Annotated in this window: 13 protein-coding genes; 7 read left to right on the top strand and 6 right to left on the bottom strand. The window is 63.8% G+C overall.

Translation table 11 applies throughout. From position 1 onward, the window contains the following. Positions 1 to 14: 14 nt before the first annotated feature. Positions 15 to 599 (bottom strand): YqgE/AlgH family protein, encoded by a 585-nt coding sequence (locus tag KAK09_RS11710; protein ID WP_210879127.1) that lies wholly within the window; start codon positions 597 to 599, stop codon positions 15 to 17. 114 nt (positions 600 to 713) lie between these two features. Between KAK09_RS11710 and KAK09_RS11705 the strand changes: the two genes are divergently transcribed. Further along, positions 714 to 1,523, top strand: coding sequence for a protein-disulfide reductase DsbD domain-containing protein (locus KAK09_RS11705; RefSeq protein WP_210879126.1), 810 nt, complete (start codon positions 714 to 716; stop codon positions 1,521 to 1,523). A gap of 5 nt (positions 1,524 to 1,528) precedes the next feature. On the opposite strand, the gene KAK09_RS11700 is transcribed toward KAK09_RS11705, so the two are convergent. The 5 genes from KAK09_RS11700 to KAK09_RS11680 all read right to left on the bottom strand — a co-directional run bounded on the left by KAK09_RS11700 (position 1,529) and on the right by KAK09_RS11680 (position 6,079). Continuing rightward, positions 1,529 to 2,353: an arginyltransferase gene (locus KAK09_RS11700; RefSeq protein WP_210879125.1), complete on the bottom strand. Its 825-nt coding sequence runs from the start codon at positions 2,351 to 2,353 to the stop codon at positions 1,529 to 1,531. A 73-nt stretch (positions 2,354 to 2,426) separates the two neighbouring features. Next, positions 2,427 to 2,873, bottom strand: a complete 447-nt coding sequence (locus KAK09_RS11695) for an RDD family protein (RefSeq protein WP_418895530.1) — start codon at positions 2,871 to 2,873, stop codon at positions 2,427 to 2,429. Between the two features lie 63 nt (positions 2,874 to 2,936). Next, complete coding sequence (locus KAK09_RS11690) at positions 2,937 to 3,515, bottom strand: retropepsin-like aspartic protease family protein (protein ID WP_210879123.1); 579 nt, start codon at positions 3,513 to 3,515, stop codon at positions 2,937 to 2,939. A gap of 17 nt (positions 3,516 to 3,532) precedes the next feature. After that, entirely contained in the window at positions 3,533 to 4,159 is a 627-nt protein-coding gene (locus KAK09_RS11685) for a MarC family protein (protein WP_210879122.1), read from the bottom strand. 75 nt (positions 4,160 to 4,234) lie between these two features. Further along, a complete protein-coding gene (locus tag KAK09_RS11680; protein ID WP_210879121.1) occupies positions 4,235 to 6,079 on the bottom strand; it encodes an ABC-F family ATP-binding cassette domain-containing protein in 1,845 nt (614 codons plus the stop codon). A gap of 131 nt (positions 6,080 to 6,210) precedes the next feature. Between KAK09_RS11680 and ndk the strand changes: the two genes are divergently transcribed. The 6 genes from ndk (at position 6,211) to KAK09_RS11650 (ending at position 12,117) form a co-directional block, all read left to right on the top strand. After that, entirely contained in the window at positions 6,211 to 6,633 is a 423-nt protein-coding gene (gene ndk, locus KAK09_RS11675; RefSeq protein ID WP_210879120.1) for a nucleoside-diphosphate kinase, read from the top strand. 371 nt (positions 6,634 to 7,004) lie between these two features. After that, a complete protein-coding gene (locus KAK09_RS11670) occupies positions 7,005 to 8,006 on the top strand; it encodes a DctP family TRAP transporter solute-binding subunit (RefSeq protein ID WP_210879119.1) in 1,002 nt (333 codons plus the stop codon). A gap of 103 nt (positions 8,007 to 8,109) precedes the next feature. After that, on the top strand, positions 8,110 to 8,790 hold the full coding sequence (locus KAK09_RS11665; protein ID WP_210879118.1) for a TRAP transporter small permease: 681 nt from the start codon (positions 8,110 to 8,112) through the stop codon (positions 8,788 to 8,790). Next, positions 8,790 to 10,166 carry a TRAP transporter large permease gene (locus KAK09_RS11660; protein WP_210879117.1) on the top strand — a complete coding sequence of 459 codons (1,377 nt, stop codon included), beginning with the start codon at positions 8,790 to 8,792 and terminating at the stop codon, positions 10,164 to 10,166. The genes KAK09_RS11665 and KAK09_RS11660 overlap by 1 nt, the downstream gene beginning before the upstream one ends. Before the next feature lie 184 nt (positions 10,167 to 10,350). Then, on the top strand, positions 10,351 to 10,854 hold the full coding sequence (locus tag KAK09_RS11655) for a flavin reductase family protein (RefSeq protein ID WP_336244451.1): 504 nt from the start codon (positions 10,351 to 10,353) through the stop codon (positions 10,852 to 10,854). Between the two features lie 54 nt (positions 10,855 to 10,908). Next, positions 10,909 to 12,117, top strand: a complete 1,209-nt coding sequence (locus KAK09_RS11650; protein ID WP_418895529.1) for an MFS transporter — start codon at positions 10,909 to 10,911, stop codon at positions 12,115 to 12,117. The last annotated feature ends 250 nt before the right edge of the window (positions 12,118 to 12,367 follow it).

Below are 12,367 nucleotides of genomic sequence, written 5' to 3'. Positions count from 1 at the left end.
CAGAGCCAAGCCGCTCAGGCGTGGCCCGCCTGCTGCGACAGCATCAGGGCCGAAACCCCCAGACGCGCCAGCGCCGCCTCCCATTTCTCGGGATCTGGGGTGGTGAACACCAGATCGGCATCGGCATCGCAAGTGAGCCAGCCGTTCTGTGCCAGTTCCTGTTCGAGTTGCCCCGGCCCCCAGCCGGCATAACCCAGCGCAAGGATCGCGTGATCCGGCCCGCGCCCCTCGGCCAGATCCTCAAGGATGTCGAGTGTCGCGGTCATGCCGAATCCGCGATCGACATTCAGGGTCGCCAGATCCGAACGATAGCCGTCATCATGCAGCACAAAGCCGCGCCCATGTTCAACCGGGCCGCCGAAATACACTGGCAGATTACGCATCACCGCTCCGGGCGTGATCGAGAGATGATCCAGAAGATCGCGCATCCGCAATTCGTCGGTTGGCTTGTTGACGATCAGCCCCATTGCCCCTTCGGCCGAATGGGCGCAAAGATAGACGACCGAATGGGCAAAGCGCGGATCACCCATCCCCGGCATGGCGATGAGACATTTGCCGGTCAGATCAACCGGAGACGTGCTGTGTTCCGTATCGCTCATGGATCAAGAATGGGGGGCGCAAGGGGCCGGCGCAAGCGTGCAGTTGAAGCTACGGCAAGATTTCTCTCTCGAATGTGAGTTGGCATTACGTGCGAAATCCCCCATGTCAAAGTCATGTTCAGATCCGCGCTCCTCTCGCTGGCCCTTGCGGCGTTTCCTCTCGCTGGCCCCGCCACAGCACAATCCACCGATGACATGGTTTCGGTCAGCATCCTGCCCGGTTGGCGCGATGCCGACGGCACGCATGTGGCCGCGCTGCGCTTCGAGATGGCGGAGGGCTGGAAAACCTATTGGCGCGCGCCGGGCGAGGCCGGGATCCCGCCGCGCTTCGACTGGCGCAACTCGGACAATCTGAGAGCAGTGGACATCCTGTGGCCCACACCGCAGCAGACCACAACCAACGGCATGCGCACCATCGGATACGAGCGGGATCTGATCCTGCCCGTGCGCCTCACGCCCACACAAGCCGGCCAGCCGATAACCCTCGCGGCCGATCTGGAGATCGGCATCTGCAACGATATTTGCGTGCCCGTGGACACGAAGGTGCGTCTTGAACTGCCGCTCGACCCCGGCCATCGCGACCCGCGCATCGCCGCCGCCCTCGCCGCGCGCCCCTACACCGCCGCCGAGGCAGGCGTGGGCCGGGTCACCTGCGCTGTCTCGCCCATCGAGGGCGGGCTGCGCCTTTCGACCGAGATCGAGATGAAGCAGATGGGCCAGAGCGAGATGGTCGCGATCGAGACCGACAACCCCGAGCTCTGGGTGGCGCAATCGGACACCTCACGCAACGGCAATCGCCTGAACGCCGAAACCGAGATCTACCATGTAGACGGGCGCGGCGTCATGCTCAATCGAGGCGCGTTGCGCTTCACCGTGCTCAGCACCGGCGACGCGGTCGATATCCAGGGGTGCACCGGGCGCTGAGCAGATCAGCCCTTTGGCCGCGCTGGCCGCGTATCGGGCAGCGAGATATTCGCCACCTGTTCGGAAATCGGATCGTTCACCAGCGGATGCGCACGGGCACGGAAGGCAGCCGGGTCGCGCATCTTCTGCCAGCGGCCGTCGGCATAGACCTCCAGCCCCGAAAAGGCGGCCTTGTAGCCCATCTTGTCGCTGCCCGGCACCCAATAGCCCAAATAGACGTAAGGAAGCCCGTTTTCGCGCGCAATCTCGACATGGTCGAGGATGACAAAGGTGCCCAGAGACGCCGCAGCGCGGTCCGGCTCGAAGAAGGAATAAACCATGCTCACCCCGTCATCGAGAATGTCGGTGAGGCAGGTCGCCACCATTGTGCCGTCCGGTTCGGCATATTCCACCACCCGCGTGCGCACCGGCGTTTCCTCGATCATCGCCGCGAATTCGAACGTGTCCATATCGGCCATGCCGCCCGTCGCGTGGCGACTCACCAGATAGCGGCGAAAGAGCGTGTATTGCTCCTCCGTGGCCCAGGGAGAGGTGGCGCGCCGCATCAGCCCGGCGTTGCGCCTGATCGTGCGCCGCTGACTCTTGGTCGGCTCGAACGCAGCCACGTTGATCCGTGCCGAGAGACAGGCCGCGCAATCACTGCATGATGGCCGGTAAAGCACGTTCTGCGAGCGCCGGAAGCCCTGTTTCGACAAACCGTCGTTCAGACGCCTCGCGCCCTCGCCCTGCAACGCCGTAAAGAGCTTGCGCTCCATCCGCCCAGGCAGATAGGGGCATGGCTGCGGGGCCGTCACATAGAATTGCGGCGCTATGGGAAGCGTGTGACGCATGGAAATTCCGTGGCTCTTTGCGCTGACGATAACAATGAAGACCCTTTACGCCAAGGGGCTTGTCACCGCCCTGTCACATCGCCGCACGCCGGTTCACGGCGACCGAACCAAGCACCAGATCGCTCAGCCCCTGACCGCGCGGCTGCGTCAGCATCAGCACGATGGAGACCACCTGCAACACCGGCAAACCAAAGGAAATCGCCAGCCCCAGCGTATGCGCAAAGGCCAGCCCGAGATCGAACCGCCCGCCATCGCGGGCGCGAAACTCGATCGCCACCAGCTGCATTCCCCATGTGGCCGAGGCGCGCGCGATCGTCACCACGCGATAGGCAAAGCCCACCACAGCCATCAGCAGCGGAAAGAAGAAAAGGCCGGTGAAGGCAGTGAACGGCACGACCAGAAGGCTCAGCCCGAGAATCACCAGCGTGTCCACCACAAACGCCACCAGCCGCTTCGCCGGCACATCGGCGTAGAATTCGGGCTGCGTCTCGGGGTCGGGCAGGTGCCATATGTCTTGCATCGTCATGGCACATAGCTTGGGGGCGGCGGGGCGATTTGCAAGGGGGCGGGCCGGGTGAAATCCCTACCGCTCCAGCACCAGCCGCCCGCCCGTGATCTCCACCCTTGAAAAACGTTGCAGATAGTCCATGCCCAGAAGCGATCCCGCCATCTCGCCCGCGTTCACCACCGCGCGCACATTCGTGTCGCGGATCGGTCCCACCTCAACCCGGTCGAGCCGCACCGGCGCGGTGCGCACCTCGCCATTGGCGGTGACGGCGCGGCCCAGATAGACGAGGCTTTCCGTGTCGATGCCGACGCGGCGCGCGTCGCTCCGGCTCAGCACGATCTGGCTTGCCCCGGTATCGACGACAAGGCGCAGGGGCACGCCATTGACCTCTGCCGTCAGGTAATAATGCCCGTCAGGCGCGCGCGGCAATTCGATCCGGCTCTCGCCCATCATGCTCTGGCTTGGCTGCACCGTCTGGCGAATATCGCCCCAGAGACCGACGACCGCGAGCGCGCCGAGAAAGATCAACCCCCAGATCGCGGCATATTGCGCCAGCTTGCCGAGCGCCGCGCGGTTCTGCACGAAAAACCACAGGCCAATCACCGATCCGAGGATCACCAGATAGACAAGGCGGGTTGTGTCGAGATGTTCCATGACCCCGATATAGGCGCTCAGCCCGTCAGGCCAAAGCCGCGCAACCCGTCGAGCACGAACTGAACCGCCAGCGCCGCGAGCAGCATTCCCAGCAGCCGTGTGACCACGTTGATGCCGACCTTGCCCAGGGCGCGCTCCAGCAGGTTGCCCATCAGGAACATGAGAAACACCAGCAGGATCACCGAAAGCATCACGCCTACCACCAGCGCCAGCCCCTCGACCCCGGGCTTTTGCCCCGCGAGCAGGATCACCGTGGCGATGGCACCCGGCCCGGCAATGAGGGGAATGGCGATGGGAAAGATCGACGGATCGTCGCCCTCATCCTCCTCGGCGGCATCGGCCTGCCCCTTGCGCCGCTGACTGCGCCGCTCGAAGAGCATGTCCAGCGCGGTCAGGAACAGGAGCATCCCCCCGGCGATTCGAAAAGCAGGCATGGAGATGCCGACAAACCCCAGCACCGCCTCGCCGAAGGCCGCAAAGACGATAAGGAGCAGCGCCGAGGTGACACAGGCGCGAATGGCAATCGCGCGCCGCCGTGCCGCGTTCATGCCCTGGGTCAGCGCCACGAAAAGCGGCGTCATGCCGATCGGGTCAATGATCACGAAGAGCGTGACAAAGGCGGTGATGAGAAAGGCGGTGTCCATGGTCCCTCTTGTCCTTTCCCCTTGCACCACGCCGGGGCCCGCTTGCCAAGCTATTTTGGTCGTGTTGGGCGCGGATCAGCCCTCCACCGCCTCAAGCCGCTCCTGTGCTTCGAGCCAGAGCTGTTCCGCAAGCGCCAGACCGTTCTCGATCTCGGTATATTTCTTCTGCCATTCGGTCACGGCGTGGATATCGTCATAGACCTTCGGATCGGCCAGCTTGTCAGCGACCTTTCTCTCCATTTCATGAAGTTTCTCAATGCGTTCCTCGCATTTTCTTACGTCTTGCCGCAACTTCAGAACCGCCTCGCGCGAGGGTTTCTTCGGCTTGACGGGCTTGGGCTGCGCGGGTTTGTCCACGTCCTGTCCGCCCAGAAGCATGGCCCGATACCCCTCAAGATCACCCTCGAACGGCACCACCCGCCCGCCATTAACCAGCCACAGCCGGTCCGCCACCAGCCCCAGAAGGTGCATGTCGTGGCTGACCAGAATGATCGCGCCGGAGTAATCGGTCAGCGCCTCCACCAGCGCCTCGCGGCTTTCGATGTCGAGGTGGTTGGTCGGCTCGTCGAGGATCAGCATATGTGGCGCATCGACCGTGGCCAGCATCAGCGAGAGCCGCGCCTTTTGCCCGCCAGAGAGGTTCTGCACAAGCGTTTCCGCCTGTTCCGCCCCGATCCCGAAACCCGCGAGACGCGCGCGCAACCGCGCGGGCGTCTCAAGCGGGCGCAGGCGGCGGATATGGTCAAGCGGGGTCTCATCAAGGTGCAGCTCGTCCACCTGATGCTGCGCGAAATAGCCGACACGCAGTTTGGCGGCCTTGTGAACACGGCCTTCGATGACATCGAGTTTGCCTGCCAAAAGTTTGGAAAGCGTTGATTTCCCCTCACCATTGCGCCCCAGAAGCGCGATCCTGTCATCCTGATCTATCCGCAGATCGAGGCGGCTCAGAACCGCCGCGCCGTCATAGCCAACCGCTGCGCCCTCAAGCCGCAGGATCGGCGGCGAGAGTTCCTCGGGTGCGGGAAAACTGAATCGCCGCAGCGCCGCTTCCTGCGGGGCCGAAATTGGCTGCATCCGCGCCAGCGCCTTCAATCGCGCCTGCGCCTGCCGCGCCTTGTCGGCCTTGTAGCGGAAGCGATCCACATAGGATTGCAGATGCGCGCGGCGTTGCTCCTGCTTCCTGGCCTCCGATTGCGCGGCGGCCAGCCGGGCGGCGCGGGTCTCGGCGAACTTGTCGTAACCCCCTTGATAAAGCGTGAGTTTCCTGTCCTCCAGATGGAGAATCGCCCCGACCGCGCGGTTGAGCAGCCCACGATCGTGGCTGATGATCAGCACCGTGTGCGGATAGCGCGCGAGATAGGTCTCAAGCCAGAGGGCGCCTTCGAGATCGAGATAGTTGGTCGGTTCATCGAGCAACAGCAGGTCAGGCGCGGCAAACAGAACCCCCGCCAGCGCCACCCGCATCCGCCAGCCGCCCGAGAAGGCCGAACAGGGCATGTGCTGTTCCTCATCGGTGAAACCAAGCCCCTTCAGGATCGCCGAAGCGCGCGCCTCGGCCGACCAGGCATCGATATCGGCAAGCCGCGTCTGGATCTCAGCGATCTTTGCACCATCGGTCTCGGAGGTGGATTGCTCAAGCAATTCCGTGCGTTCCACATCAAAGCTCAAAACAGTATCGAGCAGGGAGACCTCGTTTCCCGGCACCTCCTGCGCCACCCCGCCGATGCGCGCGCGCGCAGGCAGGGAAATTGCCCCGCCCTCAAGAGCCAACTCGCCCCGGATCAGGCGAAAGAGCGTGGTCTTGCCGGTGCCGTTGCGTCCGACGATGCCCACCTTGTGCCCCTCGGGGATGGTGGCGGACGCGCCGTCAAGCAGACGATGTCCGGCGATGGAATAGGTGATGTCATCAATGCGCAGCATGGGGCGGGGATGCCGCAATGCAGGCCCCGCGTCAATCGCCGCTTTTCATGCGCCTGCCCCCATGCTATCGGGGCCGCGATCTGATCGCGCGGGGGGCCCGCGCGGCGCAAACCCTGGAAAAAGAGGCTGAAATGGCTGTGGAACGCACGCTGAGCATCATCAAACCCGACGCCACCCGGCGCAACCTGACCGGCAAGATCAATGCCAAGTTCGAGGATGCCGGGCTGCGCATAGTCGCGCAAAAGCGTATCCACCTGACCAAGGCGCAGGCTGGCGTGTTCTACGCCGTTCACGCGTCACGCCCGTTCTATGATGAGCTGTGCGAATTCATGGCGTCGGACCCGGTTGTGGTGCAGGTGCTCGAAGGCGAGAACGCCATTGCGAAAAACCGCGAAGTGATGGGCGCGACCAACCCCGCCGACGCCGCCCCCGGCACGATCCGCGCCGAATTCGCCGAAAGCGTGGGCGAGAACTCGGTCCACGGCTCGGACGCCGCCGACACGGCCGCGGTCGAGATCGCCTATTTCTTCTCAGGCCTCGAACTCGTCGGCTGAGCCGGCCAACCGGATCGGGGCATCTGCTCCCGGTCTGGTCTTGCAACCGCGCCCGCCCTCCGGGGCGGCGCGAGACTGGCGGCGGTGCCACACTTGCGCCGCGCCCTCCCCCCCCACCGGAACACGCCCTCGAATCTTGTGCGAATTTCCGCACAAATGCGCCCATGGGTGTGCGATATCCCGCACAGACAGGGCAAGGGGCCATGGCGCTGCACCGCTCTCATCTTTCCACCCCCTTGATTACGAAAGATTTTACGAAAACGCATACCGGCCATGCACAAATGCTTGAGCGTGTCCGCGCTTTGGCACACGCTCACGCGCAGCCCCGAGAAGGGCCGATTGCAACGTCTCATAAATGGGAGGAGACACCGATGAGATTCCTGACCACCGCCGTTTCGGCACTGGCATTGACCATGGGCGCAGGCGCCGCCATGGCCGCCTGTGATCCCGGCGAGATCGTCGTCAAGTTCAGCCATGTCACCAATACCGACAAACACCCCAAGGGCATCGCTGCCTCGCTGTTGCAAGAACGTGTCAACACCGAGATGGACGGCAAGATGTGCGTCGAAGTGTTCCCCAACTCGACGCTTTACGACGATGACAAGGTGCTCGAGGCGATGCTTCAAGGCGATGTGCAGCTTGCCGCGCCGAGCCTGTCGAAATTCGAGAAGTTCACCAAGCAGTTCCGCCTTTTCGATCTGCCGTTCCTCTTTGCCGATGTAGATGCGGTGGACCGCTTTCAGGACTCCGAGACCGGCCAGGCGATGCTCGATTCGATGCAGCGCCGCGGCCTTCAGGGTCTGGCCTACTGGCATAACGGCATGAAGCAGATGTCCGCCAGCAAGCCGCTGCTCGAGCCGTCGGATGCCAATGGCCTCAAGTTCCGCGTGCAATCGTCGGACGTGCTTGTGGCGCAGATGCGCGCGATCGGTGGCAGCCCGCAGAAAATGGCCTTTTCCGAGGTCTATGGCGCGCTGCAACAGGGTGTCGTGGACGGGCAGGAGAACACCTGGTCGAACATCTACGGCCAGAAGTTCTTTGAGGTGCAGGACGGCATCACCGAGACCAATCACGGCATCATCGACTATCTCGTGGTGGCCAGCGTGGACTGGCTCGACAGCCTCGATGCGGATGTGCGCGACCAGTTCCTGACCATCGTCAAGGAAGTGACCGAGACCCGCAACGCCGAATCCACCCGCGTCAACAACGAGGCTCGCGATGCCATCGTGGCCGCCGGTGGCGTGGTGCGGCAGTTGACGCCCGAACAGCGCGCCAAGTGGGTCGACGCGATGAAACCCGTCTGGGACGAGTTCAAGGGCGACGTGGGTCAGGAGAACATCGACGCCGCCGTGGCCGCCAACTCGGCCTCGTGATCGCAGTCCCGTGGCGCGTGGCTCACGCGCGCCACACGCGCCGGGCGGATCCGATGATCCGCCCGTGACGCCACATACAATTCAAAATTCGGGGAACGGGACGATGCAGCACAAGTCCGGGCTGATCGACCAGATCGAGGAGACGGTGATCGCCGTTCTGCTCGGGCTGATGACGGTCATCACCTTCGCCAATGTCATCGCACGCTACATGTTCAACTCCAACATCCTCTGGGCACTGGAGCTTACCGTGTTCATGTTCGGCTGGCTGGTCCTTCTGGGGGCCTCCTATGCGATCAAGAAACATGCGCATCTCGGGGTGGATGTGATCGTGAACATGCTCGGCCCGGCCGCGCGCCGGATCATGGCTCTGATCTCGGTGGCAGCCTGTCTCGTGTTCTCGCTCCTGCTGCTCAAGGGCTGCTACGATTACTGGGCGGTCTTTGCCGATCTGCCGCCCACCTCGGGGCGCTGGTTCCCGACCGGTCTCAACCATGCCGCGCGCAGCCAGAGCTTTTACGAGGTGCAGGACGTGCCGATGCTGGGCATCTTCCGCTTTCTCGAAGGCCTGATCAACGAAGGCGACGCATACGAGAAGCTGCCCAAGGTCGTGCCCTATTTCGTGCTGCCGCTCTCGGCGCTGCTGATGGTCTATCGCTTTGGCCAGATGGCCGTGGCGATCTGGCAAGGCAAGGTGGATCGTCTTGTGGCCAGCCACGAAGTCGAGGAAGAGCTTGAGGAAATCCGCGCAGGCCATGCCCGCGATGCCGCCGGAGGGCAGAACTGATGGAAGTCGCACTTCTTTTTTCGATGGTGGTGGGGCTCCTGCTCGTCGGTGTTCCCATCGCTGTCTCGCTGGGTCTGAGCTCGACGATCTTCCTGCTCGTGTTCTCAAGCAGTTCTCTGGCCTCGGTCGCGGGCACGCTTTTGCAGGCTTTCGTGGGCCACTACACGCTCCTGGCGATCCCTTTCTTCATCCTGGCCTCGGCCTTCATGACCACCGGCGGCGTGGCACAGCGGATCATACGCTTTTCCATCGCCTGTGTCGGGCACCTGCCGGGGGGCCTCGCGATTGCGGGGGTCTTTGCCTGCATGCTTTTCGCCGCGTTGTCGGGATCATCGCCCGCGACGGTGGTGGCCATCGGCTCGATCGTCATCGCCGGGATGCGGCAGGTTGGCTATTCCAAGGAGTTCGCCGCAGGCGTGATCTGTAACGCGGGCACGCTCGGCATCCTCATTCCGCCCTCCATCGTGATGGTGGTCTATGCGGCCTCTGTCGATGTATCGGTGGGGCGGATGTTCCTTGCCGGCGTCATTCCGGGGCTGCTGGCGGGGTTCATGCTGATGGTGACGATCTATGTCATCGCCAAGCTGAAAAACCTGCCCAAGGGCGAATGGAAGGGCTGGGGCGAGGTCTGGGCCTCTGGCCGCGCGGCAGGGTGGGGGCTGTTCCTGATCGTCATCATCCTCGGCGGCATCTATGGCGGCGTCTTCACCCCGACCGAGGCCGCAGCTGTCGCCGCCGTCTATGCCTTCTTCATCGCGAGTTTCGTCTATCGCGACATGGGGCCGCTGGCCACCGGCGGCGACGGTGCGAATATCAGCCTCTTGCGCAAGCCCTGGGCGATTTTCACCGTCTTCGTGCATCCCGACACCAAGCGCACACTCTTCGAGGCGGGCAAGCTGACGGTCACGCTGCTCTTCGTGATCGCCAACGCGCTCATCCTCAAACATGTGCTGACGGACGAGCAGATCCCGCAATCCATTGCCAATGCCATGCTCGACGCAGGTTTTGGCCCGGTGGTGTTCCTGATCATCGTTAACGTGATCCTGCTCATCGGCGGCCAGTTCATGGAACCATCGGGCCTTCTGGTGATTGTGGCGCCACTCGTCTTTCCCATCGCCATGGAACTCGGGATCGACCCGATCCATCTCGGGATCATCATGGTGGTGAACATGGAAATCGGCATGATCACGCCGCCTGTGGGCCTGAACCTCTTTGTGACCTCGGGGGTTGCCGGAATGCCGATGATGGCCGTGGTCAAGGCCGCCCTGCCCTTCCTCGCCGTGCTGTTCGTGTTCCTGATCATGGTCACCTACATCCCTTGGATATCGACCTTCCTGCCCAATACCTTCATGGGGCCCGAGCTCATCATAAGATAGCGGCACGGACCACCGCGGACAGACGGGCGGCATCGCATGGTGCCGCCCGTTGCCTTTGCGCTCTGCTGTCTTTTCCCTTCCCCTTGCGGCACGCGGACCTATCTGCGCTATCACGGTCGCGTCTTTACCCTGACGCATTTGGCCGCTACCCAGAGACCCTGTCCGCTCCCGAGGAGACGCGCGCGTGCAATCCCCCTGTCCCCCCGTCGAACGCGACGCCTTTCTTGCCGCCATGCGGCAGGTGGCGGCCACCGTCACGGTGGTGACGACCCAAGGGCCCGCGGGCCGCGTCGGCGCGACGGTGAGCGCGTTCACCTCGCTCTCGGCCGATCCGCCCTCGGTGCTTGTCTGCCTGCGCGCCGACAGCCGGATCGCGCGAGCGGTGGTGGCGAACGGGGTGTTCTGCGTCAACGTCCTGCCCGAGGACGCGGTCGAGGTGGCACGCGCCTTCGCCGGTCCTTCGCCCGACGACCCCGAGGACCGCTTTGCCGGCCTTGCCATCGCGCCCGATCCGCACGGCCCCCGCCTACCCCGCGCGACGGCCTTTGCCTGCACGTTGACCGACCATGTCCTGCACGCCACCCACGCCATATGCATCGGCACGGTAGCGGGGCTGACCGTGGCGGGGGAAAAGCCCCTGACCTATCTCAGCGGCAGCTATCACCGACTGCATCCGCACGAGGGCTGAGGGCGCCCCCTTGCGCCCGCCCCGGCGCGGGTCTAGCACTTGCGCATGAGCGAGATGACCCTCCCCGATGTCGATGCCCGCGCGCGCCGCAATGTGGCGGTGCTTGTGGGTGCGCAGGCCATTCTCGGCGCGCAATTGCCGATGATCTTTGTCGTGGGCGGGTTGGCGGGGCAATCGCTTGCCACCAATATCTGTTTTGCGACCCTTCCCATCTCGCTCATCGTGCTCGGCTCGATGCTCTCGGCCACACCGATGTCGCATGTGATGCAGAGGTTCGGACGGCGCGCGGGGTTCTTCATCGGTGCGCTCTTCGGGGCCATGGGCGGCGCGGTCGGGGCCTGGGGCCTCTATGAGGCGTCGTTTCCGATCTTCCTGCTGGGCAGCTTTCTGACCGGCACCTACATGTCGGCGCAGGGCTTCTACCGTTTCGCCGCCGCCGACACCGCAAGCGACGCTTTCCGCCCCAAGGCCATTTCCTATGTCATGGCGGGCGGCCTCCTGAGCGCCATTGTAGGACCGCAACTGGTGAAACTCACCTCGCAGGCGATGGTGATTCCCTTCCTTGGCACCTATCTGGCGGTGATCGGCGTGAACCTCTTGGGCGCGCTTCTGTTCCTTCTGCTGGACATCCCACGCCCGCCCGTGCCGGCCCATGACGCGCCGCGCGGACGCTCGCGCATGGAGCTTTTGCGCACGCCGCGCATCGCGGTGGCGGTGATCTGCGCGACCGTTTCCTACGCGCTGATGAACCTCGTGATGACCTCGACGCCGCTTGCGGTGGTGGGCTGCGGATTCACCCCCAGCCACGCCGCCGACATCGTCTCGGCGCATGTGCTGGCCATGTATATCCCGTCCTTCTTCACCGGCCACCTGATCGCACGGTTCGGGGTAGAGCGGGTCGTGGCGACGGGGCTTCTCATTCTGGCAGGCGCGGGGGGGGTGGCGCTCTCGGGCGTAACGCTGGAGAACTTCTTCGTCGCGCTGATCCTCCTGGGACTGGGGTGGAACTTCGGCTTCATTGGTGCCACCGCCATGCTGGCGGGAGAACATGAGATACATGAGCGCGGCCGTGTGCAGGGGATGAACGATCTGATCGTGTTCGGCGGCGTGACCTTTGCCTCGCTGTCGTCGGGCGGCCTCATGAACTGCTCGGGCGGCACCGCAGAGGCCGGCTGGACCGCCGTCAACCTCGCGATGATTCCGTTTCTCACGCTGGCGGGGGCTGCGCTGATCTGGCTGGCGCTGCGCCCTCGGACGGCGTGATTTTTCGAGTATTTCTGGAACGATGAAGCGGGGCGTCAGCCCCGAGGCTCCTCCGGGTCGGGCTGACCCACACCGAGAAAGAGCCGCCTGAGCGGCACAATCCAGACAAGGCCAAGCCCCACATAGTTCATCCTGAACAACGGCCTCAGGTGGCGATTTGCAGTGCTTGAGGGCTGCCAGCACCCCGCGTGAACCCTCGGAGCAGTGCGATCCGCCAGATGAACTGGCGCAAAAAGACCCTCAGATGGCG

It is taken from the genome of Roseovarius autotrophicus, assembly GCF_018069895.1.
Classification (GTDB): Bacteria; Pseudomonadota; Alphaproteobacteria; order Rhodobacterales; family Rhodobacteraceae; genus Roseovarius; species Roseovarius autotrophicus.
The sequence above is the reverse complement of the archived record's forward strand: the minus strand, read 5'-3'. Positions and strand labels throughout refer to the sequence as shown.

Excerpts from the sequence above, each read along its gene's own strand:
- KAK09_RS11670 (WP_210879119.1), top strand. The coding sequence starts at position 7,005 with ATGAGATTCCTGACCACCGCCGTTTCGGCACTGGCATTGACCATGGGC.
- KAK09_RS11680 (WP_210879121.1), bottom strand. The coding sequence starts at position 6,079 with ATGCTGCGCATTGATGACATCACCTATTCCATCGCCGGACATCGTCTG.
- KAK09_RS11690 (WP_210879123.1), bottom strand. The coding sequence starts at position 3,515 with ATGGAACATCTCGACACAACCCGCCTTGTCTATCTGGTGATCCTCGGA.
- KAK09_RS11685 (WP_210879122.1), bottom strand. The coding sequence starts at position 4,159 with ATGGACACCGCCTTTCTCATCACCGCCTTTGTCACGCTCTTCGTGATC.
- KAK09_RS11705 (WP_210879126.1), top strand. The coding sequence starts at position 714 with ATGTTCAGATCCGCGCTCCTCTCGCTGGCCCTTGCGGCGTTTCCTCTC.
- KAK09_RS11650 (WP_418895529.1), top strand. The coding sequence starts at position 10,909 with ATGACCCTCCCCGATGTCGATGCCCGCGCGCGCCGCAATGTGGCGGTG.
- KAK09_RS11660 (WP_210879117.1), top strand. The coding sequence starts at position 8,790 with ATGGAAGTCGCACTTCTTTTTTCGATGGTGGTGGGGCTCCTGCTCGTC.
- KAK09_RS11665 (WP_210879118.1), top strand. The coding sequence starts at position 8,110 with ATGCAGCACAAGTCCGGGCTGATCGACCAGATCGAGGAGACGGTGATC.
- KAK09_RS11700 (WP_210879125.1), bottom strand. The coding sequence starts at position 2,353 with ATGCGTCACACGCTTCCCATAGCGCCGCAATTCTATGTGACGGCCCCG.
- KAK09_RS11695 (WP_418895530.1), bottom strand. The coding sequence starts at position 2,873 with ATGCAAGACATATGGCACCTGCCCGACCCCGAGACGCAGCCCGAATTC.
- ndk (WP_210879120.1), top strand. The coding sequence starts at position 6,211 with ATGGCTGTGGAACGCACGCTGAGCATCATCAAACCCGACGCCACCCGG.
- KAK09_RS11710 (WP_210879127.1), bottom strand. The coding sequence starts at position 599 with ATGAGCGATACGGAACACAGCACGTCTCCGGTTGATCTGACCGGCAAA.